At 61.3% G+C, this 25,972-nt stretch carries 24 protein-coding genes and 1 tRNA gene; 10 read left to right on the forward strand and 15 right to left on the reverse strand.

Going from position 1 to position 25,972, the window contains the following annotated elements; translation table 11 throughout:
- Positions 1-85: 85 nt before the first annotated feature.
- Complete coding sequence (locus FGM15_11200; GenBank protein ID MBU3666424.1) at positions 86-2,824, forward strand: hypothetical protein; 2,739 nt, start codon at positions 86-88, stop codon at positions 2,822-2,824.
- A gap of 29 nt (positions 2,825-2,853) precedes the next feature.
- Here the strand turns inward: FGM15_11200 and FGM15_11205 are convergent, their stop codons facing one another.
- Genes FGM15_11205 through FGM15_11220 form a run of 4 tightly spaced genes read right to left on the reverse strand, consistent with a single transcriptional unit; the run spans position 2,854 to position 4,784 of the window.
- Complete coding sequence (locus tag FGM15_11205; GenBank protein ID MBU3666425.1) at positions 2,854-3,585, reverse strand: YebC/PmpR family DNA-binding transcriptional regulator; 732 nt, start codon at positions 3,583-3,585, stop codon at positions 2,854-2,856.
- Between the two features lie 35 nt (positions 3,586-3,620).
- Positions 3,621-4,181: a heme-binding protein gene (locus FGM15_11210; protein ID MBU3666426.1), complete on the reverse strand. Its 561-nt coding sequence runs from the start codon at positions 4,179-4,181 to the stop codon at positions 3,621-3,623.
- Between the two features lie 7 nt (positions 4,182-4,188).
- Entirely contained in the window at positions 4,189-4,473 is a 285-nt protein-coding gene (locus FGM15_11215) for a hypothetical protein (GenBank protein ID MBU3666427.1), read from the reverse strand.
- The gene (locus FGM15_11220; protein MBU3666428.1) at positions 4,470-4,784 is read right to left on the reverse strand and encodes a hypothetical protein; all 315 of its coding nucleotides are present in this window, start codon (positions 4,782-4,784) and stop codon (positions 4,470-4,472) included. Before FGM15_11220 ends, FGM15_11215 begins: the two co-directional genes overlap by 4 nt.
- A 103-nt stretch (positions 4,785-4,887) precedes the next feature.
- Between FGM15_11220 and FGM15_11225 the strand changes: the two genes are divergently transcribed.
- Together FGM15_11225 and FGM15_11230 are read left to right on the forward strand one after the other, a co-directional pair.
- A complete protein-coding gene (locus FGM15_11225) occupies positions 4,888-5,985 on the forward strand; it encodes a sugar kinase (protein ID MBU3666429.1) in 1,098 nt (365 codons plus the stop codon).
- Positions 5,986-6,196: 211 nt separating this feature from the next.
- Positions 6,197-6,280: transfer RNA gene (locus FGM15_11230), tRNA-Leu, on the forward strand.
- A gap of 4 nt (positions 6,281-6,284) precedes the next feature.
- On the opposite strand, the gene FGM15_11235 is transcribed toward FGM15_11230, so the two are convergent.
- Entirely contained in the window at positions 6,285-6,626 is a 342-nt protein-coding gene (locus FGM15_11235) for an STAS domain-containing protein (protein ID MBU3666430.1), read from the reverse strand.
- A complete protein-coding gene (locus FGM15_11240) occupies positions 6,623-7,237 on the reverse strand; it encodes an STAS domain-containing protein (GenBank protein MBU3666431.1) in 615 nt (204 codons plus the stop codon). Before FGM15_11240 ends, FGM15_11235 begins: the two co-directional genes overlap by 4 nt.
- On the opposite strand from FGM15_11240, the gene FGM15_11245 reads away from it, so the two are divergent.
- From FGM15_11245 to FGM15_11265, 5 genes are read left to right on the forward strand one after another with little or no spacing between them, the layout of a single operon-like run.
- Entirely contained in the window at positions 7,070-9,841 is a 2,772-nt protein-coding gene (locus tag FGM15_11245; GenBank protein MBU3666432.1) for a response regulator, read from the forward strand. The genes FGM15_11240 and FGM15_11245 overlap by 168 nt on opposite strands.
- A 3-nt stretch (positions 9,842-9,844) precedes the next feature.
- Complete coding sequence (locus FGM15_11250; GenBank protein ID MBU3666433.1) at positions 9,845-10,213, forward strand: response regulator; 369 nt, start codon at positions 9,845-9,847, stop codon at positions 10,211-10,213.
- Complete coding sequence (locus FGM15_11255; protein MBU3666434.1) at positions 10,206-11,681, forward strand: response regulator; 1,476 nt, start codon at positions 10,206-10,208, stop codon at positions 11,679-11,681. Before FGM15_11250 ends, FGM15_11255 begins: the two co-directional genes overlap by 8 nt.
- Positions 11,429-12,091, forward strand: coding sequence for an ATP-binding protein (locus tag FGM15_11260; GenBank protein ID MBU3666435.1), 663 nt, complete (start codon positions 11,429-11,431; stop codon positions 12,089-12,091). Before FGM15_11255 ends, FGM15_11260 begins: the two co-directional genes overlap by 253 nt.
- Positions 12,088-13,380 carry an STAS domain-containing protein gene (locus tag FGM15_11265; GenBank protein MBU3666436.1) on the forward strand — a complete coding sequence of 431 codons (1,293 nt, stop codon included), beginning with the start codon at positions 12,088-12,090 and terminating at the stop codon, positions 13,378-13,380. The genes FGM15_11260 and FGM15_11265 overlap by 4 nt, the downstream gene beginning before the upstream one ends.
- A 16-nt stretch (positions 13,381-13,396) precedes the next feature.
- On the opposite strand, the gene FGM15_11270 is transcribed toward FGM15_11265, so the two are convergent.
- From FGM15_11270 to FGM15_11280, 3 genes are read right to left on the reverse strand one after another with little or no spacing between them, the layout of a single operon-like run.
- Positions 13,397-13,669 (reverse strand): YhbY family RNA-binding protein, encoded by a 273-nt coding sequence (locus tag FGM15_11270; protein MBU3666437.1) that lies wholly within the window; start codon positions 13,667-13,669, stop codon positions 13,397-13,399.
- Positions 13,666-14,472, reverse strand: a complete 807-nt coding sequence (locus FGM15_11275; protein ID MBU3666438.1) for an MBL fold metallo-hydrolase — start codon at positions 14,470-14,472, stop codon at positions 13,666-13,668. The genes FGM15_11270 and FGM15_11275 overlap by 4 nt, the downstream gene beginning before the upstream one ends.
- The gene (locus FGM15_11280) at positions 14,469-18,179 is read right to left on the reverse strand and encodes an ATP-binding cassette domain-containing protein (protein ID MBU3666439.1); all 3,711 of its coding nucleotides are present in this window, start codon (positions 18,177-18,179) and stop codon (positions 14,469-14,471) included. The genes FGM15_11275 and FGM15_11280 overlap by 4 nt, the downstream gene beginning before the upstream one ends.
- Between FGM15_11280 and FGM15_11285 the strand changes: the two genes are divergently transcribed.
- Together FGM15_11285 and FGM15_11290 are read left to right on the forward strand one after the other, a co-directional pair.
- A complete protein-coding gene (locus FGM15_11285; protein ID MBU3666440.1) occupies positions 18,178-19,281 on the forward strand; it encodes a 3-deoxy-7-phosphoheptulonate synthase in 1,104 nt (367 codons plus the stop codon). The genes FGM15_11280 and FGM15_11285 overlap by 2 nt on opposite strands.
- Positions 19,278-19,943: a 3'-5' exonuclease gene (locus FGM15_11290; protein MBU3666441.1), complete on the forward strand. Its 666-nt coding sequence runs from the start codon at positions 19,278-19,280 to the stop codon at positions 19,941-19,943. The genes FGM15_11285 and FGM15_11290 overlap by 4 nt, the downstream gene beginning before the upstream one ends.
- 12 nt (positions 19,944-19,955) lie before the next feature.
- On the opposite strand, the gene FGM15_11295 is transcribed toward FGM15_11290, so the two are convergent.
- The 6 genes from FGM15_11295 to dnaK form a co-directional block, all read right to left on the reverse strand.
- Complete coding sequence (locus FGM15_11295; GenBank protein MBU3666442.1) at positions 19,956-21,026, reverse strand: alkaline phosphatase family protein; 1,071 nt, start codon at positions 21,024-21,026, stop codon at positions 19,956-19,958.
- Between the two features lie 452 nt (positions 21,027-21,478).
- Positions 21,479-21,898 carry a type II toxin-antitoxin system VapC family toxin gene (locus FGM15_11300; protein MBU3666443.1) on the reverse strand — a complete coding sequence of 140 codons (420 nt, stop codon included), beginning with the start codon at positions 21,896-21,898 and terminating at the stop codon, positions 21,479-21,481.
- Positions 21,877-22,134, reverse strand: coding sequence for a hypothetical protein (locus FGM15_11305; GenBank protein MBU3666444.1), 258 nt, complete (start codon positions 22,132-22,134; stop codon positions 21,877-21,879). Before FGM15_11305 ends, FGM15_11300 begins: the two co-directional genes overlap by 22 nt.
- A 113-nt stretch (positions 22,135-22,247) precedes the next feature.
- Entirely contained in the window at positions 22,248-23,879 is a 1,632-nt protein-coding gene (gene groL, locus FGM15_11310; protein MBU3666445.1) for a chaperonin GroEL, read from the reverse strand.
- A gap of 38 nt (positions 23,880-23,917) precedes the next feature.
- A complete protein-coding gene (locus FGM15_11315) occupies positions 23,918-24,211 on the reverse strand; it encodes a co-chaperone GroES (GenBank protein ID MBU3666446.1) in 294 nt (97 codons plus the stop codon).
- 93 nt (positions 24,212-24,304) lie between these two features.
- Positions 24,305-25,972: molecular chaperone DnaK (gene dnaK / locus FGM15_11320; GenBank protein ID MBU3666447.1), on the reverse strand; the 1,668-nt coding region annotated here is incomplete at its 5' end.

A 25,972-nucleotide genomic window follows, 5' to 3' on the forward strand; every position in this document is an offset into this window, starting at 1 on the left:
CAACGTGCACCTCTTGTTAAGAATTGGAATCGAAGGCTTGTAAGTCCGAAACTCATCAACCGAACTTCGGTCCGAATCCTTCCAAATGAAACCGCGCAAATACCTGTGGCTGGCAGTGCCGATGATTTTGGCGGCGGTTTTGACGATGCGCTTTTTGCCCGACCGCTTCCCTCATTCTGCATCCGTGGGTTTGCCTGTTCCGGTCGCGAAACCGACCCCGGATCTTGCGGCGCCGAACGCGGTTGCTTCAGCGTCCCAAATGCCGGCCGGTTCTACTTCGATCGTGGCCGCAAACAATCAGATGCTCTCGTCCGCAGCCGATGCCGATGCGCTGCGTCCGCTTCCGCCGAAAGAAAATCCCGAGTGGAAGCTTTTGGATTGGTCTCTCGAGCCCTGTCCCGGGAAACCCGGATTGCAGATGCGTGCATCGCTTTGGTCGGCATCCGGCAAGCATTCCCTTGTTCGTGTCGAGGAAGAGATCGACGGTTCATCTCCGCCGCGCGTTCTTCGGCGGGTAGAGATGGTCGGAAACCAGGTGATCGTGAGGCTCTCCGACGGTGCAACTCGGGAGTCTTTGCAGGCGGCGGTGAAGCTGGTTGGCGGAGTCTTGGCCCAAGAGCCCTTCGCTGAGGGAACTTGGCTTGCCGACTTGCCTCCGCGGCTGGAGGCCGTCCCGGATGCCGTGGAGGCTCTGCAGCAAACGCAAATTGCCGAGTATGCGGAGCCGAACTTTCTGGTGCGACCGATGCGCATACCCAACGACCCCCGTGTGGCTGATTTCAGCCAATGGCATCTCTTCAACAATAACCAGATCGACAAGGATATCAGGGCTCCCCGCGCTTGGGATCGGCGAACCTCCGCCGCCTACGGCTCCACGAACAAGGTCATTGTCGCTGTCATCGATTCCGGCGTCCGCTACACACACGAGGATTTGGCCGCGAACATGTGGACGAATCCCGGGGAAACTCCCGCTGACGGCCTCGATAATGACGGGAACGGCCTGGTCGATGATGTGTATGGGGCGGATTACTTAGGAGGAGACGGGGATCCCATGACTACGGCCAGTCATGGCACCCACTGCGCCGGGCTCATCGGAGCGGTCGGCAACAACGGCCTCGGCGTCAGCGGCGTGGCTTGGACCGGCGTCCAAATCATGGCGCTGCGATTCTTAGATGGCACAGGATCGACTTCCGACAACATCCAGTGCATCGACTACGCCATCGCCAAGGGCGCCAAAGTCATCAGTGCGAGCTACGGGAGCCTCGCTTCTGGTAACACGGAGGCGGCTGCCATTTACCGCGCGCAGCAAGCCGGAATAGTTTTTGTGGCGGCGGCGGGAAACGATGGGACAAACAACGACAGCACGCCTTTCTATCCGGCCAGTTACACGGAATACGTGTCACAGACTTTCCTGTTTCGACAGGCTTATGCTTTGAACAACATCATTGCCGTTGGTGCCACAGACCGGAACGATGGCAAAGCGTCCTTTTCAAACTACGGCGCCACGTCGGTCGATTTGATGGCGCCCGGGGTGGAAATGTGGTCCACCACCATCTCCGGCACCAGCGACTCTGGTTACACGTCGGGGCAGGGCACTTCTTTCGCCGCGCCGGTTGTTGCCGGGGCAGTCGCCCTTCTTATCGCCGAATATCCGAACGACACGGTTGCCCAGCGGGTGGCCCGTGTCATCAATACCAATGCGGTCGATGTCATTCCCTCCCTGAGCGGACTTTGCGTCACAGGCGGACGCCTCAATTTGGCCAAGCTGCTGCCTGCGGCAGACCCGAATACGCTGCCCCAGGCGCTTGTCTGGCATCGTCCGGCCTACACAGAGCCGCTGCTCAATTCTCCGATGCGCACGCCGGGCAGTCCCGTCTATTCCAACAGCATCACGATCTATTCCGGCGTCAAAAAATTCAACAACACCAACGGGATCAATACGAGCGGGCTCGTCAATCAGACCGGCGGCTGGCTCTTTTACCGCTCCTCGCCATCCGCATCGTGGTCGTCGAACGCGCTTTCGTGGCACGCCAACAACGGCGACTACCAGTTCTGGAAAGCCGTGATCAGCAACGCTCCTGCCGGCGTTTCGGATTATTTCCTGCAGCTCGACTTCGACTCCGGCGCGCGCACCACTTATTCCTACTATGCCGTCAATGCCGATGGTTTTGCCTGTGACACAAACGCGGCGACGGCCGGAGCCGCACCTTACTCTTTCACCGTGGACAAGGCCCTTGCCAACATCACGCTTGCGGGGTTCGCGCAACTTTATGACGGAACGCCCAAAGCTGTCCTGGCATCGACAGATCCCGAGGGGTTGCCGGTGTCTCTGACTTACAGCGGCGCTTCTCAACCGCCATCCGCGACTGGAAGTTACGAGGTGCAGGCGGTTGTGTCGGACCAAAACTACCGGGGCGAAGCCACGGGCACGCTAAGCATCCAGCTTTCAAGTTTCGACGCATGGCGCTTGCAAAATTTCGGGGCTTCGTGGGAGAGCCGGCCGGCCTCATCGGCGGGATCGGATGCCGATGGCGACGGCGTCAACAACCATGCCGAATATTTTCTGGGCACGGAACCGAACAATGCGAACTCCGCGCTGAAGGCTGCGCTGCTTGGTGTCGGCAATAACATGGCGACGTTGGAAATTTCTCCTGCAGTGACGAACGGAACCTATGTTCTCAAGGCGTGGAGCGATCTGGAGCAGGCTGCATCCACCAGCCCCTTGATCATTACCAACGGCGGAACCTCGGCTGTGTTTGATTTGCCGGTGGCAACGGACAAGGGTTTTTACCAGGTCATCTACCAACCGCCGGCGCTGCCATGAACGGCAGGATGCATGACCAATGAGGTGAATTATTTCACCGCGGCCCAGACGCGATGGACGTCGTCGTGGTCGTCGAGGGCTTGCAGAAATGCGCCCACCTCGGCGCGCTGGTCATCGGCGAGTTCCGGGAACTGCTTCGGCACGTAGCCGAGTTCGCTTGTCACGATCGTCCAGCCGTGCTCTCCGAGCCATTTCGCCACGGTGTGTGTATTTGCGCGATCGGTGATGAAGCGCGCTCCGCACGCACCCTCGGGAATGTCGTCGTTCTGAGCGTGGGCGAGAGGTTCCACTTCGTTCGCGCCCGCCTCGATGGCTGCTTCCTCGATGTCCGTGCCGGTGTTCGCTGTATGGGCTTCGACAAGTCCGACATTATCGAAGAGGAATTTGTTGCTCCCCGAAGCGCCGAGTTGGCCTTTTTTGAAGAGCACGCGGATTTCCGGCGCGGTGCGGTTGTTGTTGTCCGTGAAGACCTCGACGATGACCGGAACTTTATGAGGCGCGTAGCCTTCAAATGTCACGTGTTCGAGTGCCGTTTTGTCGCCGCCGGTGCCGGCTCCCTTGGCAACAGCGCGCTCGATGGCGTCCTTGGGCACGCTTTCCTTGCGCGCTTTTTCCAACGCGGCAGCCAGTCGGGAATTCGTCGAGGGGTCCGCGCCCCCGTGTCTTGCGGCGATGGTGATTTCGCGGATGAACTTTCCCGTCGCCTGCGACTTGCGCAAGGAGGCGACTTCGCGTTTGGCCAGCAACCATTGGCGTCCCATAAGGCTGGCAGACTAAGCGAAGGTCGGCAGCCTGCTCAAGGCTGGGGCCCTGCAACCGGAAGCATCACTTCGTTGCGACGCAGGAAAGGCAGAGTCCAGGGCGGGTCATAGTATCCGAAGAGTGGAGACCCGGTGATTTCGAGCCTGTGTTTGTCGACCCATGCCCGAAGCGCCTCCAGAGCCTGCTTCTCGTTGGCGTCGTTGCGGCGCCCCGAATAACGGTAAACAGCGAAACGCCCGGCAGGAACGGTGCCCGTTGTCACCGCCTCGTCCTTCGGCGATGGAACTTTTCCGGCCGCCACGCTGCGCGGCACGATGAAACTCATCGCCGACTTTTCCCCCTCGCTTGTCATGAGCACGGGCGCTGTCATGGCGATTTTTTGCTGCGCTTCGTTCTCGCCGGAGATGTAGCGGAACAAGCGCATGAAATCGCCGTTGCCCGCAGAGGTGCGGACCGTCGTGAGTGCAGGATACTCGCGCACTTCGAACGCTCCGTCCCGGGTGAGAACTTTGTAGTCGGGGGTTTCCGTGGCCATGACGGTATTGCCGGCGAGCATAGTCGCCAACAGGGCGAGGAGGGGGCGAATGTTTTTCAATGCGGTGCTATTTTGACGGAACTATTTCAACCTCGATGCCGCCGAGCCAGCGGGCCAGCAGATTGTAGATTGCCGCAAAAATGGCGAAGAAGACGAATCCGGCGAGGGCGGTGAAAACGGGCATGAGAAGAAACATGACACCCATGGCCATGAGTTCCTTCTTGCCTGCCAAGATGGCGCCGATCAGGAGAGGAATCCCGACCAGTGCGTAGAAAATTCCGATGACCGCATAGAGGGCGGCAACCACCTTGCTCGATTGGAGCACCGAGATGCTTTTGAGTTGTTGCTTCATTGGGTGAAGGACGTTGCCAAGGTAGTTTGTTCGCGTGCGATCGGACGGTCAACGGCGAGCGATGAATGGAATTTTTGCTGCAAGCCTTTCTTGCCGGTATCGCGAAGAGGCGCAGTCGTGGGACCCGGCGCATGCCGCATGGAGTTCATCCTGTTATCGGGCAGGCCGTGGGTGGATTCGGACTCGGGAAGAGAAAGCTCGCCGTCTGCGTCGGTCGGTCGGAATTTTGTATCGCTTCTGATCAGCTGCTGGGCGTAATTATTTCGTCGGATTGCCCCGGAAATCGTCAATGGAAGCAGTGCCCGCCCCACGACCGAGATTCTTCTTCCTGCCGCACCGCATCGCGATGGCCATACCGATGGCCGATCCGAACAAATCCCTGGTAGAAAATTTCTAACCGCAAATAGGAACATCATGTCACTCCCGCTCCGCAACAAATCCGAATGCCACTACGACCAGATTTCGCTCGGCGAGGTAATGCTTCGCCTTGATCCCGGCGAGGGTCGCGTGCGCACCGCCCGCCAGTTTACCGCGTGGGAGGGGGGCGGCGAATACAACACTTCCCGCGGACTTCGGAAGTGCTTCGGCCTGAAGACGGCCGTCTGCACGGCGTTCGTGGACAACGAGGTCGGTCACCTGATCGAGGATTTCATTATGCAGGGTGGTGTGGATACCGCGTTCATCAAGTGGCGCGAGGATGACGGCATCGGCCGCTCCGTCCGCAATGGTCTCAATTTCACCGAGCGCGGATTCGGCGTGCGCGGTGCGGTCGGCGTGCCCGATCGCGGGCACACCGCGGCATCGCAACTCAAGCGCGGTGACTTCGATTGGGATCACATTTTCGGCAAACTCGGAGCGCGGTGGTTCCATACCGGCGGTATTTTTGCCGCGCTGTCAGAATCCGCCGCGGACCTGACCATCGAGGCGGTGCAGGCCGCCAAAAAATACGGGACGATCGTGAGCTACGACCTCAATTACCGGCCGTCGCTCTGGAAGTCGATCGGCGGACAGTCCAAGGCGCGCGAAGTGAATCGCGAGATCGCCAAATACGTCGATGTGATGATCGGCAACGAGGAGGACTTCACCGCCTCGCTTGGTTTCGAGGTTGAAGGAATCGATCACAACCTGAGCAACATCGAAACGGACGCTTTCAAGCACATGATCGAAGCCGCGGTGAAGGAATATAAAAACTTCAAAGTAGCGGCGACGACGCTCCGCGGGGTCATCACCGCGAGCAAGAACGACTGGAGCGCGATCTGCTGGCATGATGGCAAGTTCTACGAGAGTCGCAAATACCCGGGTCTCGACATCCTTGACCGCGTGGGCGGGGGAGACAGCTTCGCCAGTGGGTTGGCTTTCGGATTCCTCGAGCACAACGATCCGCAACTCGCCGTCGATTACGGCGCGGCCCACGGTGCGTTGGCCTCGACCACGCCGGGCGACACTTCCATGGCCACGCGCAAGGAAGTGGAGAAATTGATGAAGGGCGGCAGCGCGCGTGTCGTGCGTTAACCGGCGGAAATTCGCCGAGGATATTTGCGCCGCGAGCTTTTCGATAACTCCCGCCGTGACACGCAGAGCTGCTTTTTTGTGCTTCTGCGGACCGTCCGGGGCGGCACGGTGCCGCATGTTTCCTGCGCGGTGAACCGTGCTCCAAAGGCACAAAACGAATCCTGATGGTTGTCAGGGAACCCGGCGTAAGCTATTTATCGCTGCTTCTCAAGCCGGCGTGGCGGAACTGGCAGACGCGACGGACTCAAAATCCGTTTCCCGCAAGGGAGTGTGGGTTCGACCCCCTCCGCCGGCATTTTTCAGGAGGCCGTGTCGCCGACGGCTTCTTCCACGGTCGTGAAGACGCGGAACATCTGGTCGAGTCCGGTTAGGCGGAAAAATTCGTCGATCTGGGGATTCAGGTTTGCCACGGCGAGTTTTCCGCCGCGCATGGCCATGGATTGGGAGGGACGGATAAGCGAGCGTATGCCCACGCTGGCGATGAAATCCACGCCGCCCATGTCGATGACAAGAAGTTTGCAGTCGGCATCACCGGCGATTTCCATCGCGGCGGAGTGGAGCGCATCGGCGCTCGCTTGGTTGAGTTTGCCCTCGAGGGCGAGGACTGTCGCCTCGCCGCGAGGCTTGCGGGTGATTTTCATCGTGCGGCTTTGGCTGCGGCGACCGCTGCTTCGCGCGTGTCGTGAACCGCATAGGCGGTCATGAATTGCGCGATGTCGAAAAGCTCTTTCACCTGCGGTTGAAAGGAGCAGACCGAAAGGGTGCCTCCGTCGCGGCTCATGCGGCGTCCGGCGAGGAAGAATTCGCGGAAGCCGGCGCTGCTCACATATTCAAGACCGGAAAGATCGATGACGAGATGTTTGGCCCCGGTTTTGTCCAGTTCGCCGTTCAGCAGATTCTTGAAATCGTTGTAGGTTGTGGTGTCGATGCGGCCTGCGGGGCAGGCGACAAGGACGTCCGAGTCGGTGACGAAAGAGCAATGCATGGGCCGAATCTGAGGCCCGCGGCTGCGCGCCAGCAAGGATTTTCTCCGTGCCAATGACATTGCCGCGTGGCCTGTTCGGAGATAGGAAAGGTGCGCTCTATGCGCCGGTTTTTCGGTCTGAACACCCTCGCGGGCCAGCTTTCCATCTGGACGGCTCTCACGGCGGGTGCCGTTCTGGTGGTTCTGGTGCTTCTTTCCTACACGGCGGGGCGCCGGCAGGTCATCCGACAGACGAACAACGAAGCGCTCAGGGAAGTGGAGTTGCATGCAGCTGAGATCGGCGGGCTGATCTCTCGCGTCACGGGTGTGGTCACCACGATGGCGGCCGAGCAGGCCATACGTGGTCCGAAGCCGCCGGACAATGTGCTCGACCGTCTCCGGCGCCTCATCAACTGCTTCCCGCCGGAGGAGGTTTTCGGGGTTTTCTACACATTCGAGGGCGTGGACTTTCGCGATCCCATGTCGATGCCGTGGATCGACCGGCGCAATTATCCGGAGCGCACAGTCAACACGGCTCCTTACGATCGCGATATTCCGGCTGCCGCGTGGTATTGGGGCGCGAAGAAGTCGGGGCGGGTATTTGTGACGGAGCCTTATTTCGACGTGGACGGGTCGAAAGTGACGATGCTCACGGTGAGCGCGCCGATCATCGACGACGCCGGGCGGTTCATCGGTATCGCGGGCATCGACATCGCTCTGGATGAGATCAAGACGATGATGAAAAGGGTTGATGTGGACCTCGCGCAGCAAATTGGAGCCGAGAGCGATTTCGCCTATTTGGTGAGTGCCGGGGGCACGGTTATTTCGCACCCTGATTCTTCCTTGATGATCGGGCCGGATGCGCCCGGCGCGAAGGTGATCGACCTTGCGGCGGGAGCACAGATCATGTCGGCCCCGTCGGGATTCGCGGAATACGGGAAGGGTGCGGGGCGCCGCATCGTCTACTGGGCGCTCGTGCAACCGACCGGATGGAAGGTGGTCTTGGATGTGCCTTACCACGATGTCATGGCGCCCCTGCGCCAACTGGCCTGGCGTTCGGCAGCCGTGGGCATCGGCGGTCTTCTCCTGCTCGTCGGCGTGGTGTCGCTCGTGGCGCGGCGTGTGGCTGCGCCGCTCCAGCAACTCACGCATGCGGCTGCCGAGATCGAAGCCGGGCACCACGATCCGAAAGCTCTGGTGCCCCTGCTGCGACGGGGGGACGAGGTCGGCGACCTCGGGCGTGCTTTCGTCCGCATGGCCGATGAAATCCGCCAGCGCGAGCAGAGTCTCGCCGCATGGAACGCCAATCTCGAAAAGACGGTGGCTGAGCGCACGACGGAATTGAAGAAAGCGGTCGAGGACGCCGATGAGGCGCGAGAGGCGGCTCAGGAAGCGAACAAAACCAAAAGCGCATTCCTTGCAAACATGAGTCACGAGCTGCGCACGCCGATGAACGCGATCATCGGCTACAGCGAGATGCTGCTCGAGGAGGCCGAGGACACCGGGGAAAAATGGATGCAGGCGGATTTGAACAAAATCCTCTCCTCGGCGAAACACCTGCTGCAGCTTATCAACGACATTCTCGACCTCTCGAAAATCGAGGCCGGACGCATGACGGTGTTTCTCGAGCCGGTGAATATCGGGCAATCTGTGCGCGACGTGGCCACAACAATCGAGCCGCTGGTCGCGAAAAACCGGAACACCTTCGAGTTGAAGTGCCCGCCGGATGCGGGATCCATGCGCACCGATATCACGAAGCTCCGCCAGACGTTGTTCAATCTGCTGAGCAATGCCTGCAAATTCACCGAGGGCGGCAAAATCACGCTTGAAGTCGCGAAGCGCGCGGACGGCATGGTTTCCTTCGCGGTGACGGACACGGGCATCGGCATGGAGCCGCACCAGATGGAAAAACTTTTTTCCGAATTCGTGCAGGCGGACGCCTCGACCACGCGCAAATACGGCGGCACGGGTCTCGGCTTGGCAATCAGCAGAAAATTCTGCCGCATGCTCGGGGGCGACATCACGGTCGAAAGCTCTCCGGGCAAAGGCAGCACGTTTACTGCGATCCTCCCGCTCGAGGCCAAGGAGCCGACCCCGCCGGCAACCGAGGAGCAGCCGCTCCCCGCCGAGCCCGCGGGCGAGGCCACCCCGGGCGGCGGACGAGGGACATTGCTCGTCATCGACGACGATTCGAATTCCCGCGACCTCCTTCGTCGCATGCTCGAGAAGGAAGGCTACAGCGTGGTTGCAGCCGCCAACGGCCCGGCCGGTATCGCCAAAGCAAAAGAGCGGCGACCGGACCTGATCACTCTCGATGTGATGATGCCCAGCATGGATGGATGGGCGGTGTTGTCCGCGCTCAAGGCCGACCCGGCGACGGCGGATATTCCCGTTGTCATGCTCACCATGGTCGAGGATCGGCCCATGGGTTTCGCCCTCGGTGCGACCGACTACCTTGCGAAGCCGATCGACAAGTCGCGTGTGTTGCAGGCGGTCTCGCGTTGCGTGGGTGACAAAACGGAGGACATTCTTATCGTCGAGGACGACCCGATGTCTGCGGACATCGTCCGAAGGACCTTGGAAGCCGATGGCAGAAAGTGCCGGCACGCCCGTAACGGACGCGAGGCATTGTCGATGGTCCACGCCGCGAGGCCTTCCCTCATCGTGCTCGACCTGATGATGCCGGAGATGGACGGCTTTGCCTTCTTGGATGCCCTTCGCATGGAAGGTCCGGACTTCGCCGCCATTCCCGTAGTGGTTCTCACGGCCAAGGATCTTACTCCCGCGGAACGTGAGGAGCTTTCGGGGCGCGTGATGGGAACGCTCCGCAAGGGCGCAGGGCAGAGGGAGAATTTGCTCGATGCCATCCGCAGCAGATTAGGCAATACTTGATTCATGGCCAAAATCCTCCTTGTTGAAGACAACGAATTGAACCGCGACATGCTCTCGCGCCGACTCGAACGGCGGGGTTTCGCCATCGTGATGGCCGTGGACGGGCAGCAGGGCGTCGATATGGCGCGCAGCGAGCGACCGGATCTCATCCTGATGGACATGAGTCTGCCGGTGATGGACGGATGGACGGCGACCCGCACCATCAAGGACGATTCCGAGTTGGCGAAGATACCCGTCATTGCCCTGACTGCGCACGCAATGGAAGGCGACCGGGAAAAAGCAATGGCCGCGGGCTGCGACGACTACGACACCAAGCCGATCGAATTGCCGCGCCTCCTCGAGAAAATCGCCAAGTTCATTCCGAATGTCTGAGACGCCCGCATACGGCGACGAAGCTGTGGCCGCCTTGCGCCACGACCTGCGCACGCCGTTAAACCAAATCATCGGTTATTCCGAACTCGTCGCCGAGGACCTCGAAGGCGAGGCGCACGCTCGGACGCGCGAAGACTTGGAGAAAATCGGACGCGCGGCGCGAGGACTGGCGGAACTGATCACGCGGGAAATCCAACCCGGACGCATCGCCGTGGTGGGAAATCCGGCGGAAAAAATCAGCGCCGGGCATGGCGCCGCTGCAAGCGCCTCCGGCAGCGGCGCCCCTGTCGCCATGGACGCGGATGTCGTGGCGCCCGCCGCTCTGGCCGCACGCATCCTCATCGTCGATGACCAACCGGAAAATTGCACGGTTCTGCAGCGGCGGCTCGAAAAAGAAGGGCACAGCTGCGTTTCGATGCACGACGGTGAGACCGCGTTGGCGCGGTTGGATGCAGAGTCTTTCGACCTCGTGCTGCTCGATATCATGATGCCGGGGATGGACGGACGCGAGGTGCTTCGTCGCATCAAAACGGACGAAAAACTGCGGCACATTCCGGTGATCATGATTTCGGCCCTCGACCAGATCGAAAGTGTCGTGCAATGCATTGAACTCGGCGCCGAGGATTATCTCCCCAAGCCTTTCAATCCCGTTTTGCTCCGCGCGAGGATCGGTGCATCGCTCGACCGCAAGAGGCTCCGTGATGCCGAACAGGCGGCTTTCACCGCCCTCAAGGAAAGCCAGGAGAAGTTGGCGGCCGAACTTTCGGAGGCTGCGGCCTACGTGCAAAGCGTTTTACCCGCGCCTTTGAAAGACGGGGCCGTGCGCGCCGAATGGGAGTTTCTTCCGTCCTCCTCACTCGGAGGAGATGCGTTCGATTACGGTCCGGCGCCGGACGGAAAATTCGGCATCTGCCTGCTCGACGTCTGCGGTCACGGCGTCGGCGCCGCATTGCTTTCCATCAGCGTGCTCAACGTGATCCGCGCCGAATCGCTGCCCGGGGTCGATTTCCGCGATCCCGGTGCGGTGCTCGCAGGGTTGAATGCTGCCTTCCCCATGGAAAAACACGGGGAGATGTTCTTCACCGCGTGGTGCGGCATCTATGATCCTGTCACGCGGGCCATGCGTTTTGCCGCCGGCGGGCATCCGCCTGCCGTTCTGGTGCGGGCCGACGGAACAACCGAGATCCTCGCCGCCAAGGGACCGGTGATCGGGGCTTGTCCCGGGATGAAATTCGGCTCGGTCGAAGTGGTGATACCGCCCGCAAGCCGCCTCTTTGTATTCAGCGATGGCGCCTACGAGATCCTGCGGCACGACGGCACGATGATGGGCCACGGCGCATTGCGGGAACTGCTTTCGCGCGCGCCGCATCAAGGTGCCGTCCCATCGATCATGGACCAACTGCGCAATCTCAACAGCCAGCCGGCTTTCGACGACGACGTGTCATTGGTCGAACTTTGTTTTCCGTGAAAGCCATCGCCGAATTTCTTTCCGATCGCGCGGAGTTGGCCAAGCTCGAGCCGTTCACGGCTGGTTTTGCGGCAGAGGCCGGTTTGTCGGACAAGGATCTTTTCGCCCTGCAGATCGTGGTCGAAGAGCTTGTCACCAATGTGATCGACTACGGTGCGGTTCCCGCAGGCCAGCACGCGGCGACGGTCGAGCTGTCCTCGGACGACGGAGAGCTTGTGATGCGCATCCGCGATCGCGGCCGGGAATACAATCCTTTGCTGAGGGAAGATCCCGACACCACTTTGCCGGCGGAGGAACGTCCGATCGGCGGACTGGGCATCCATTTCTGCAAGAAGCTGACCGACAGCCAGACCTACGAGCGTGACGGCGAGTGGAATGTGCTCACCCTGCGCAAGAAACTCGCGTCATGAAGATCAGCTGGAGCGAGGAGTCGGGGATCGGTGTGGCGAGACTGGAAGGTCGCCTCGACGGCCATGGGTCCAAAGAGGCGGCACAGGTCTTCGCCGATGCGCCATTTCATGACCGGGTGATCCTCGACTGCAGCGATCTTTCCTACCTGAGTAGCGCCGGGGTCCGCGTGTTGCTCGGCTTGCTAAAATCCATCGCCGCCCGTGGGGGTGCGCTTGCGGTCGCTAATCTCCAGCCGTTCTGCGCTTCCGTGCTGGAAATGTCCGGATTGTCGGGCCTCATTGCCGTGTTCGGGACCGTGCAGGATGCCGTGGGCGGGCTGCGTGATTCTGGCGGGGGTGCCGGAGGGGTGCGGGAGACCGCGGAGACAAAGCACGGAAGATTCGCGTTTTATCGGGTCGGCACCGGCGCCGGGACCATCGACATCCTTGGCGACATCGCCAATGTCATTGACTGCGCGATCACGGAGCAACTTGTCGCCGGAAAGCCGTTCTTCGAGACCGAATACTCGCTCGGCCTCGGCGCGCTGGGCGCGACCCCGGCGGATTATCTTCCGGTGATGGGAGAGGCCCTGATGGTGGCCGGAACGATGGTGTGGCTGCCGACCGACGGCAACGACACGCCGGATTACATGATTCCTCGCAAGGCTTCGACCGAGGTTGTCCTGCAGACGGGCTTCAACGCCAGCCTTCGCGGCGGCTTCAACGAGTTCGTGGAATTCAACGCGCCCGAGGGGCGGCCGGCGACGGTGCGGGACATCTACCGCTCGTTTTTCGATCTGGCCCGCGAGCGCCGTGCGGATTTTCGCGGTGTTCTCGGAATCGCCATGCGCGCGGAGATCCACGAGGCCTTTGGCGCGGGCGTCACGAAGTCGCCGCTGCTCTCGAATCGTCCGTCCAACGGCAAGCCGATCACCGATCCTTCGAATTTTCCGCATTGGTTCGAGTCGGACAAGACACCGCGCAACCAAGGAACCACCGCGCTGATTTGCGGTGCTGGGGAGGATCTGACAGCCGATCGTTCAGGGATCGATGAGGCTTGCTTGCGACGAATGTTTTACGTCAATCCCGCCAACAAAGGGACGCAGACCGAGGTGCTGCACAACCATGCGGTGTTCTTCCGCGGTGCGCCGCCTCCGGGCGGGACGCATGACGTGGATGTTGAGATGCGTCGCGTGGTGGAATCGGGCGAATTTGTCGATATGCGCCACCTGCTCGACCAGACCACGGTGACAAGCGCTCTGGTGGCGGTGAGCTACATTCAGGAAGTGCGCGAGGATACCAACCGCTGAGGCGCCCACCTTGCAGTCAAGCTGCCGGCTGACGGTAGAGCGTCACCGTGTGGCCCACCTGCAGAACGATCCGCGAGCCGGAAGCTGCGGCGAGTTCCGCGGCAAGCTGCTTGCGATCTTCCTTGTGGTCCGTGAAACGCACCTTGACCAACCCGTGATCTGAGAGTGCTTGGCCGAGCGCCGCTACCAATGGCGCCGAAATGCCATCATGACCGACGTGGATGACCGGTTTGAGTTTTTGCGACCGCGCTTTGAGTTCGCGAAGCTTCGGCTGTTCCTGCGCGCTCATGCGAAAAAAGGATTTCCCGTCTTTTCCTGGCCGACGGTGGTCATCGGTCCGTGTCCCGGACAGATGATCGTGTCGTCCGGCAGAGTAAAAATTTCACGCCGAATGTGCTCGAGCGCGGCGGTGTAGTCGCCGCGCACGCCCCCGATCGAACCTGCGAAGAGCGCATCCCCGACAATGGCGACTTTCACGACTTGGCCCTCGATAAGGAATGTGGTCCCGCCTGGGCTGTGGCCGCAGGTCAGTCGCGTGCGGATGAAGTGTCGTCCGGCATTGAACAAATCACCCGGGCGGAAGCGTTTGGTTCCGGGCACCGGCTCGAGCTCCGAAGACCAGGCCTCCGCGCCGACCGCCTTTTGCAGGCGGGCCAGTGCGCCGATGTGGTCGGCGTGGCTGTGCGTGAGAAAAATGGCGACCACCTCCAGTTCGTTGCGTTTCACGACGTCGAGCAGCGGACCGGCATCGGCACCCGTGTCGAAGATGGCGGCGTGCCGCGTCTCGAGGTCCCAGACCACGTAGGCATTGACGGTCATTCCCCCGAAGTCTGTGGTCACGGAGACCAGCCAGGGCGGGGGGGCGGCTTGCGGTGCGAATGCACCGCGCGCGATGCGGGCAAGGGAAGCCGCCTCAAGCCCGAGCACCGGGGCCAAAGCCTGCACCGTGGTTTCGTCGAATTCCCCATCGAGCAGATTGCGCACTTCGTCGGCGGAAATTCCGGCCGCCGCTGCCGCGTCTGCCTCCGACATCGCAAGCCCGCGAAGCGCCTTGCCGACGATGTCCGAAAAATTGTCCTCCAGCGGCATCATGAAATCCGCGTCTTCAGTTGGTGGCGCAGGATGAAATAGAGGGCTTGGAACATGGCGAGCGATGAAACCAGGAGAACCCAGAAGTTGAAAGCGAGCACGCCCGCCTGGATGCCGAAGTAGCGCTTTTCGGGACCGAAGAAAACATTGAGGAAGCGGCTTTCGCGGTAATCGCTCTGCTCCATCTCCGCCTTGTTGACGAGGTCCGTCACCTTCTGGTTGACGAACAGGCGCTCCGCGGTCACCCCGGCCGGCCCGGGTTCGAGCAACGCGGGACTCAGCGCGCCGCCTTTGATCGTGCGGTCCATTTCCTTCATTCGCTTTTGCACTCCGCGTGCATCGGACGAATGCAGACCGGAAAGCGAGGCGAGCAGTTCCTTGAGATCCTCGAGGCGTTCCCGCCCCGCCTCGTCGAGATCGGGGGTCTTGGCCAGAGCATTGATTTGCTGCTGGATTTGCTCCTGGCGTCCGGTCAGCGGATTGAGCTTGGCCTGGGCATAGACAAGCGCCTCGTAAGACCAGCGCATGGGCATGAACTCGCAGATAAGCGGCACCTGCAGATTGCTGCGCGGCTCCGCTGCATCGGGGTTCTGGGAAAACCAGCGGCTGATCGAATAGACGAAGTCGAGGTTCTTGTTCATCTCCTCGTATTTGATCAGCGCGCCGCCGAGGATGATCTGCGGGATCAGGACGATGGGGATGATGTTGACCGCCGTTTTGCCCTCGTTGGCCAGGCTCGAGATGAGAAGTCCTATGGCGATGCCGCTCACCGCCGTCAGAACCATCGCGGCGAGAAAAATCCAGAACATCCCGCGGACCTCGAGGATGTAATTGCCGATGAGGATGAACAGGACGCACTGGATGACGGCGAACACCGAAAGCGTCAGAACTTTGGCGAGTATATACCATCCCAGCCGCACGTTGAGGTTGCGCTCGCGCTGCAGCACGGGCCGGTCGTGGATGATGTCGTCCACGCTGTTGGTCAGGCCGAGGAACATCGCCACGACCAGCGACAGGAAAAGATAGGTGGGGATGTGGAACGAGGATGCGAAGTCGTAGGTGCCTTCCTCGGTGTAGCGCAGGACCGAGCCGATGAGCGCGGCGAGCGCAGGCGCTTCGATCATGGTGGTGATCAGATTCCCGCGATTGCGGAGCTTGCTGATGAATGCCCGGAAAAGCAGCGTCCTGAATTGAAGAAATTCGTCGCGGATCGCCGTGCGCCACGAGCGGCGGGGCTCCGCCAGCACGCCGGAGGTGTCGGGCGAAGGCGGTTCGGCGGACGGCTGCCGCACATCGCGCATCAGGCGCCAAGCCTCGTATTTGTCGCGCCAGAAATCCGGCGAATAGCGGCGCACGGGCACGAGTTGTCCGCGGTCGTTTTCCTCGTAGATCACGTCACCTCCGAGGTCGCGCAGCGGCGTCTCGAGCACATCGAAGACAAACTCCGGGCGCGTGGTCCCGCATGCCGGGCAGCCCCCGAGAGGAGTGCCGAAGTGCTGCTGGTGCTCGGCTTCGGCGAAATACGAAAGCATTTCCGCCGGTGTCCCGAAAAACACGAGGCGACCCCCGCGGTCGAGCAGGATCGCTTTGTTGAACATCTGGAAAATCTTCGAACTGGGCTGGTGGATCGTCACGATGACGATCTTGTTGTGCGCCATGGCCCGGATGATCTCCATGACGTGCTCCGAATCCTTGGACGACAGGCCCGAAGTGGGTTCGTCGAAGAGGTAGATGTCGGCCGATCCGATCATGTCGAGGCCGATGTTGAGGCGTTTGCGTTCCCCGCCGCTCAAAGTCTTTTTCTGCGCCGCGCCCACCACGCTGTCGCGTCTCTCGTTGAGGCCGAGTTCCGCGAGCTTACCGTCGATTCGTCGTGAGCGCTCGCGGCGCGAGAGATACGGGGAGCGTATGGCGGCGGCGAAATCGAGGTTCTCGCCGATGGTGAGATGCTCGTCGAAGGCGTCGAACTGCGGGATGTAGGTCACGTATTGTTTGAGGCTCTCGAAATTCTCGTAAAGCGAGATGCCATTGAACAGAACCTCGCCGCGCACGGGCGGGAACTGGCCGGACAGGGCGCGGAGAAGGCTGCTCTTGCCGCAGCCGCTTGCGCCCATCACGCAGATCATCTCGCCGCGGGTGGCCGAGAAACTCACACCGTCCAGACCCAGTGCCCCGTTTTTGAAGCGGCAAACGAGGTCGCGCACATCGAGATGGTGGACGACGTTCCTTTCCTCCTCGAGGAGACGTTCGGAAAAATTGCAGCGCAGCGCCTGGTTGGCATCGATCTGGATCGTGTCTCCGTCGCTCAGCGGCGCGTCGTTGCGAACGGGTGTTTCGCCCACCATGATCGGATGGTCGCTCTTCAGCACTTCGAGGCGTCCGACCAGCCGGTCGAAATCGCAGAAAATCTTGAGCAGTATTTCCCCGCCGGCTCCAGGGGCGAGCAGGATGTCGTCCTCGTCGAGCAGCGCGGGGTTGTTCGAGACGAGGTAGGTCGTCTTCGAATGTTTCAAGTGGAAACGACCGCCGTAGGAGCGCGCGTGGCGTCGCAGGTCGCTGAGGCTCAGGATCGTGTCGTTGTCGAACACGATCGTTTCCTCGAGTGTCGCCTCGACATGCGCCCCCTTGCGCAGGCGCACACCGTTGAGTTCGGCATCCACATCTTTGAGCGCGATGACGAGAATCTTCAGTCCGAAGCGCACTTCGAGGCAGCTGTCGCGCGTGCGGCTTTTTTCCAGCTGGATCTCGTTGTCTTTCGTGACCGTGACGAAGATGTGGGCCAGCGAGAGGTTTTTCTTCGCGTTGAAATAGAACACGAGGTCCTGGTGGGTCAGGACTTTCTCGTCCACCGCGAGCCGCTGTCCGGGATAGACGCGGCAGAATTCCTTGGGCCGCAGCGCACGTCCCTGCACGGAGATCGGATGGTCGCACAAGTTTTTCACCAGCAGGAGATCGCCGTGGCGGTAGGCGGTCAGCCGGTTGTCGCCGCTCAGCTCCTTGAGTTGCACATCGGCCGCGGGGTCCGACCCGAAGGTGATGACCTCGAGTGGAGAAGAATCCGCCTCGAAGAACTCGCCGCGGGGCGAGGGCATGTCGCTGTTGAGCTGGTAAACGATGTCGATGGCCTGCGATGCGGTGCCCAGTTGCTCCATGAACGAGTAATAGGCCGCCATGTTGTCCGTGTTCATGCCCGCACGGTGGACGAGGTCGTAAAGCTGGATGCCGAGCAGGATTTTTCGGTCCTCGCTCAGTTTGCCCCGAAGCTCCCTCGCCATGGCGGAGAGGTCGGGTTTTTCCTGCAGGGCTTGGCGGAAAAGCTGCCGCAACTCCGAGTAAACCGCCTCGGGGTAGTCGTAGCGGAGAAAGCCCAAACTCGAGTCGATTTCCTCCTCGAGGAGTTCGCCGTCCACGCGCGCGAATCCGGCCAGCACCTTGATGAGGAGCGGCAGCAAATTGGGGCTTTCCGTCACGGTGCGCGGTCTGCGCAGGGCACGCCGCAAGAGCGACTCCCCGGCGCGCCTGGCGCGGTAGAAGTTGCGCAACGTGCCCTCGAGCCGGCGGCCGAAGCCGGCCGGTTGGGGATCCTGCGTGACGGTCATGGGTGAAAAGTAGCCCTGTCCGGAACTGGTCGCAAAGCCTTTGCGCAAGTCGTGAATTGCGCGGCGGGCCGGGTTGCGGCTTAATGACGGGTTCATTCTCCGCTCGGTCATGGCATCCAAAAAAACATCTACCCCGCGTCGTCCGCTCGAAAACGTGCGTGTCAGTCGCGTCGAACGGCTCGTTTCCCCACGGATGATCAAAAGGGAGTTTCCCGCATCGAAGGCCAGCTTGGAGACGGTTGCACGCGGGCGGTCCGAGGCGCAGGCGATCCTGCACGGGCGCGACACCCGTTTTCTCGCCGTGGTCGGCCCGTGCTCGATCCATGATCCGGCCGGCGCCCTCGACTATGCACGACGGCTGGCCGCCTTGCGCCGCGAACTTGGAGACACGCTCTGCATCTTCATGCGCGTCTATTTCGAGAAACCCCGCACGACAGTGGGGTGGAAGGGTTTGATCAACGATCCGCGCATGGACGAGTCCTGCAACCTTGAGGAAGGGCTGCGTCTCGCCCGCAAGCTGCTCGTGGAAATCACGGCGCTCGGGCTGCCTGCCGCGACCGAATTTCTCGACCCCATCGTGCCGCAATACCTCGCGGACGTCGTAAGTTGGGCGGCCATCGGCGCGCGCACCACCGAGTCGCAAACGCACCGCGAGATGGCCAGCGGTCTTTCGATGCCCGTCGGATTCAAGAACAGCACCGACGGCAGCATACAGACTGCGCTCGACGCGCTGCTTTCCGCGCGTTCGTGCCACAGTTTTCTCGGCATCGACCAGGACGGCGGCACCAGCGTCGTCACCACGGCGGGCAATCCCGACAGCCACATCGTGCTGCGCGGCGGGCGCGAAGGGGCGAATTACAAATCGCGTCACACTGCGGAGACCGAACGACGTCTCCGCGCGGCAGGTTTGCATCCCGGATTCATGGTCGACTGCAGTCATGCCAATTCGGCCAAAAACCCGCGCAAGCAGGCGCTGGCGTGGCGCAGCGTGCTCGCCCAGCGGCGCCGCGGCCGGACGTCGATCATCGGCGCGATGCTCGAGAGCTACATCGAGGAAGGAAACCAGCCGGTGCAGTCCGACCGGAGGAAGCTGCGCTACGGGCTGTCCGTCACCGACGGCTGCATCGATTGGGTGACGACGGAAAAGCTGTTGCGTGCCGCGGCAAAGAGCGAGCGCGAAAATCGCGGGCGTCTCCGGGTTGATGTGCGATGAGCTTGCTCGAGACGCCGGTGCTTGAGGCGGCGTGGGCGGCGTTGGATTTCGAGAGCACGGGCCCTTCGGCCGGCGCGGAAGACGAACCCGTCCAAGTCGGCATGGCTGTCTGGCGCCCCGCCGAAGGGGAGAGCTTCACCTGCATGTTCCGGAGTTTTATTCGGCCTCCGGTTCGGGTGACGCGTGCCGCGCGGAAGGTGCATGGTATCGGCGACGAGCAAACGGATGGGTCGCCGTCCATGACGGCACTCTGGCCGGAATTCAAATCGCGTTTGTCCGGCGCGGTTGTCGTCGCCCACGGCGCGGGCACGGAGCGCCGGTTTCTGCGTGCCTTTCCCATGCACGGCTTCGGTCCCTGGCTCGACACGCTGGCGCTGAGCCGCGCGGTCTGGCCCGAAATGCCGGACTACTCGCTGGGCGCGGTGGTTGGCACGCTCGGTTTGGAATCCCGGGTGCGCGCGACGTGTCCGGGAGCGGATTGGCATGATGCATTGTTCGATGCGGTGGCGTGCCTTGCCCTGCTTCATCACTGCATCCGCGAGCTGGATTTGGGCTCGTTGGTTGTGGGGCAGCTAACGTCGCTCGATGCTTCTGCCTACCACCGCCGCCGTGCCTTATTGCAGACCGCACGCAGCGCGGGTTGGGTTCCACCTTCTTCCTAGGGAGGAAAGTTTTTACCGGGTGCAGGGCTTCAGTGTGCCAAGCGTAGTCTTCGCCTCACGCACGACTTCCGCGGCCGTATCGAGCACCTCGAGACGGATCACGGGATCCTCGGCCTTCCAGTCGATTTTGATCAGGCCGAAGTTGGATTTTCCGAATGGAAATTCCGTGCCGACGCGGAAACGGTTCGGTTCCTTTGAATGTCCGTTCTGGTTGAGACCGCTCGTGGTGACGTCATAGACCGGATAGAACGGCCCGCCATCGGTCTCCGGCGGCAGCATGGAGATATCGGCCACATGCCGGTCGCCCGAAAGAAAGATCACGCCGGTCGCGTTGTCGCGGACAAGGTCCAGCAAGCGCTTGCGCTCGCGCGGAAGATTGCCCCACTTCTCCCAGCCGTTTTCGTCGGAGATAACCTGGATGCTCGAGACGATAATCCGGATCTCGGCAGGGATCTTGAGTTGCGCCTCCAGCCATTTCCATTGCTCTTCGCCGAGCATCGTGGAGTCGCTCGCCTTCGCAGGAACATAAGGGCCGTTCCAATTTCCGCGTTCGGCTTTCAGCTTCCGGTGGTCCGCATCGTCGAGCCGCTCCAGCGGTCCGCGGAACCAGCGCGTGTCGAGCAGGATCACCTGCACCCGTTTGCCGTCAGGTCCGTAAACATAGCTGTCATGAACTCCGTCGCGCGAACGCAGCGGGGAATCCTGCGGCGTGCGGAAGAAATCCATGAACGCCGTCTTGGCCGCATGCTTGCCTTCCCATTCCGCGCCGGCGTCGTTCTTCCCGTAGTCGTGGTCGTCCCACGTGGCGATGATCGGACAACTCGCGCGAAGCTTGGCGAAAGCCGGGATAGCCGAAAGCTTGTCATAGGACGCGCGAAACTCGGCCGGCTCTGCGGTATCCGCATAAACATTGTCGCCCATGAAGATGAACAGCTGGGGTTTTGTCTTGTTGATGGCTTCCCAGACGGGTTGTTCGCGGTTCTGGTTCGCGCACGAACCGAAGGCAATCCGCGAAAGCGGTTCTTCGGCTGCGACGGGCAAGGCAGCCAGAGCTGCAACGAGTAGAAAAAACAGAAGGCGCATAGGAGATGTATCAGGCAAAAGGATTTTCGACGGTGTCGCGCCCTAATTTCCGGCCGCTGTCGGGATCCTCGCTGCAAATGACTCTGGAACCTACCCCAAAATCCGGCGTGGTGGCGCTGCGGATAATTTTCGTTTGTGGCAAGGAGCAAGCGAAGCGGCTGTATCCTCCGCAATACAGTCCCGGGCGCCGCGACGCGGCCACGGTTGGAAAGCGCCGCAACCATCCCGGGCAGGGCCATGGCGGGGCGTCTGGCGGTGTTGCTTCGCCAGTCACGATGCGCAGAGGCATCGCTCCCTGCTCGCGCCTTGCCATCCGCTCCGCCATGACCCTGCGCCACCCTGCGAGGCTTGGGGATAAGTTGCAAATCCAAGCTCGCCAGTGATGACGATTGCCGCCTCCCATTTGGAGCGCTGTGTGCTTGCCCGGCGTGCTCGGCAATCCACAATCGCGCTCAATAGCTGACCATACAAAGATCCTCGACGTGGCGGAAATCTTTCGGGTTCCGCGTCAGCAGGCGGGCCCCGTGGCATCGTGCTGTCGCAGCAATCCAGATTTCGTTGTGTGACCGACCTACGAGTTTGCCTGCCTTGCGCAGAACAGAGGCGATGCTGCCGTAATGTTCGGCGATATCGAGACCGGCAGGCACCACGTTCCGACGACGCAGCAAGAAGAGTGCTTCTTGCATCCGTTGTTCGGAGATCGTCGATGCCCCGTCGAGAAATTCGCCCGCGGCAGCCGCGGGAACGATGAGGGTTTCAGCGCCGTGCGCGATGAGGGCGCGATTCACGGGTGCTGACAGATTTCCTTTCGCGCGGAACTCGTCGATCAGAACGGTCGTGTCGATGCAGATCACGGCGTTTCGACATCCCACTTCGCCGCCTTGCGGTTGGCTTTGACCATCGACTCGAACTTGTCTGCTTCGGTTTTGCTAGCGCTGCTTTTGCCCCAAATCTCGGCGGCTTCCCGCACGGCGTCGGCACACGTGCCGTGGCCGGTGTCGGCGTTAGCCAGCCGATCGAGCAGTTTGGTGAACGATTCGCTCTCCCGCTTCCGCCCGGCGAGTTTGCGGTGAACGGTCGCATCAACGGCGATAGTCTTGGTAGCCATATATGTAGAATTACACACAGACGCTATCCGTCAAGGGACCGCTCTGCGCACAAAAAAACCGGGACGGCCGCGAGGCCGCCCCGGTGTGATAGCTCAGGCTGTTGCCGGATGTCTTAGTAGTCCATGCCGCCCATTCCGCCGCCCGGAGGCATGGCGGGGGCCTTCTCCTTCTCGGGGATCTCGGTGACGAGAGCCTCGGTGGTGAGGAGGAGTCCGCTGATGGACGAGGCGTTTTGCAACGCGCTGCGGGTGACCTTGGTCGGGTCAACCACGCCGGCCTTCACGAGGTCCTCGTATTTGCCGGTGGCGACGTTGTAGCCCTCGTTGCCCTTGGCCTTTTTGACCTCTTGGACAATGAGCGCGCCTTCCTGGCCCGCGTTGTCGGCGAGCGTGCGGAGCGGTTGCTCAACGGCGCGGTTCACGATCCCGGCGCCGATGGCTTCGTCACCCTCGAGTTTGAGGTTGGCGAGCGCCTTCTGGGCGCGGATGAGGGCGACGCCGCCGCCGGGGACGATGCCTTCCTCGACCGCCGCACGGGTGGCGTGGAGGGCGTCTTCGACGCGGGCTTTCTTTTCCTTCATCTCGGTCTCGGTCGCGGCGCCGACATTGATGACGGCGACACCGCCGGCCAGCTTGGCGAGGCGCTCTTGGAGCTTCTCGCGATCGTAATCGCTGGTCGTTTCCTCGATCTGACGGCGGATCTGGGCGACGCGGCCCTGGATGTCTTTGCTCTTGCCTTCGCCTTCGACGATCGTGGTGGCTTCTTTTTCCACGACGATGCGCTTGGCTTTGCCGAGGTCATCGAGCGAGATGCTCTCGAGTTTGATGCCGAGATCCTCGGTGATGCAACGGCCGCCGGTGAGGACGGCAATGTCTTCGAGCATGGCCTTGCGGCGGTCGCCGAAGCCGGGGGCTTTGACGGCGCACACCTGCAGGGTGCCGCGGAGTTTGTTGACCACGAGGGTCGCCAGCGCTTCGCCTTCCACGTCCTCGGCAATGATGAGGAGCGGACGGCCGCCTTTGGCGACTTTCTCGAGCAGCGGCAGAAGGTCTTTCAGGCTGCTGATCTTTTTCTCGTGGATGAGGATGTAGGCGTTCTCAAGAACGGCTTCCATGCCTTCCGCATTGGTCACGAAGTAGGGCGAGAGATAGCCCTTGTCGAACTGCATGCCCTCGACGACGTCGAGAGTGGTTTCGATCGACTTCGCTTCCTCCACGGTGATCGTGCCGTCCTTGCCGACTTTGTCCATCGCGTCGGCGATGATCTCGCCGATCTTGGTGTCCCAGTTGGCCGAGACGGTCGCGACCTGCGCGATCTCGTGGCTGTCGGAGACTTTCTTCGAGATTTTTCCGAGTTCGGCGACGATCGCATCGACGGCTTTGTTGATGCCGCGCTGCAAGGATGTCGGGTTCGCACCGGCGGTCACGTTCTTGAGACCTTCGCGGTAGATCGCTTCGGCCAGAACGGTTGCCGTGGTGGTGCCGTCGCCGGCGATGTCGGACGTCTTGGACGCGACTTCGCGGACGAGCTGGGCGCCCATGTTCTCGTAAGGATTTTCGAGCTCGATCTCCTTGGCGACGGTGACGCCGTCCTTGGTGATGGTCGGGCTGCCGAATTTCTTGTCGAGGATGACATTGCGTCCCGACGGCCCGAGGGTCGCCTTGACGGCTTTTGCCAGCTTCTCGACGCCGCGGAGCAGGCTGTGCCGCGCGGCCTCATCGAATTCCAGTTGTTTAGCTGCCATATGATTTAGTTTTCAGTGATTCAGTTTACAGTTTTCAGTTAGCCGAGGATGCCGAGGATGTCGTCCTCGCGCATGATGAGGTAAGACTTGTCGTCCACCTTGATTTCGGTGCCGCCGTATTTGCTGAAGAGCACTTTGTCTCCGGCTTTGACAACGAATTCGATTTTCTTTCCGTTGTCGTCGGTTTTGCCTGTGCCCACGGCGACGATTTTGCCCTCCTGGGGCTTCTCTTTGGCGGTGTCGGGAATGATGATCCCGCCTTTGATCGTTTCCTTTTCGTCGAGCGGCTCAACGAGCACGCGGTCGCCGATAGGTTTGACTTTGGCTGCCATGTTGTTGTGTTTCCTCCGTTTGGTTTGTTGGGTTGATGTTGAATGCGCAGACGGACACCCGTCCGCCTGCGCGGGTTCAAATTCCGGTGCGGACTATTTCTTTTTGTCCTCGTCCACCATTTCGAACTCGGCATCGACGACGTCGCCCTCTTTCTGGGCGCCGCCGGCCGAAGCCTGCGGTCCGGGACCGGCTGCCTCGCCGCCTTGCGGCGGGGGCGGGGCCTGCTGGGCCGAGGCCTGTTTGTAGAGTTCGCTGCTGACTTCCTGGAACTTCGCCTGCAGGGCGTCGGCGGCCGACTTGATTGCGTCGGTGTCCGAGCCTTTGAGCGCATCGCGCACCTTGGTCACGAGGTCCTCGACATCCTTTTTGAGGTGTCCGGCCACCTTGTCGCCCAGGTCCTTGAGCTGCTTCTCGCATTGGTAAGCGAGCGAGTCCGCATTGTTGCGCACTTCCACGCCTTCCTTGGCCTTGGCGTCCTCGGCCGCGTGGGCCTCGGCTTCCTTCTGCATGCGATCCACTTCGTCTTTGCTCAGTCCGCTCGAGCCGGTGATGGAAATCTTCTGCTCCTTGCCGGAGCCGAGATCCTTGGCCGAGACGTTGAGAATGCCGTTGGCGTCGATGTCGAATGTGACCTCGATCTGCGGGACGCCGCGCGGCGCCGGCGGGATGCCGTCGAGATGGAACGTGCCGAGCTGCTTGTTGTCCTTCGACATGGGCCGCTCGCCTTGCAGCACTTTGATTTCCACGCCCGGCTGGTTGTCGCTGTAGGTCGAGAAGATCTGCGACTTTTTCGTCGGGATGGTCGTGTTGCGCGGGATCATCGGCGTGGCGATGCCTCCGGCCGTCTCGATGGCGAGGGTCAGCGGGGTGACGTCGAGCAGGAGCACGTCCTTCACGTCGCCCTTGAGCACGCCGCCTTGGATGGCCGCGCCGATGGCCACGACTTCGTCGGGGTTCACGCCGCGGTGCGGATCGCGTCCGATGAGGTTCTTGGCCGTCTCGATGACCTTGGGCATGCGGGTCATGCCGCCCACGAGAACGAGTTCGTTCACATCACTCTTGCCGAGTTTTGCGTCCTTCAAGCACGCCTCGACCGGTTTGATCGTGCGTGTGAAGAGGTCGTCGGTGAGCTGCTCGAGTTTCGAGCGGGTGAGCTTTTTCTGGATGTGCTTCGGACCCGAGGCGTCGGCCGTGACGAACGGCAGGTTGATCTCGTATTCCTGCGCGGAGGAGAGAGCGATCTTGGCTTTTTCCGCCTCTTCCTTGATGCGCTGCACGGCGTCGGGCTGCTTGGAGAGATCGATCCCGGTGTCCGCTTTGAACTCCGAGATGATCCAATCCATGATCTTGTGGTCCCAGTCGTCGCCGCCGAGATGCGTGTCGCCGTTGGTCGCTTTCACTTCGAAAACGCCGTCGCCGATTTCCAGCGCCGAGATGTCGAACGTGCCGCCGCCCAAGTCATAGACGGCAATCTTTTCGTCCTTCTTCTTGTCGAGGCCGTAGGCGAGGGAGGCCGCGGTGGGCTCGTTGATGATGCGCAGCACTTCGAGGCCCGCGATCTTGCCGGCGTCCTTTGTCGCGTTGCGCTGCGAGTCGTTGAAATAGGCCGGGACGGTGATGACCGCCTGCGTGATCTTTTCGCCGAGCTTGGCTTCCGCGTCGGATTTGAGCTTGGCCAAAATCATCGCGCTGATTTCCGGCGGGCTGAACGATTTCTTCTGCCCGTTGATGTCGAGTTCGATGTGCGCGTCGCCGTTGGC

It is taken from the genome of Chthoniobacterales bacterium (assembly GCA_018883245.1).
Taxonomy (GTDB): Bacteria; Verrucomicrobiota; Verrucomicrobiia; order Chthoniobacterales; family JACTMZ01; genus JACTMZ01.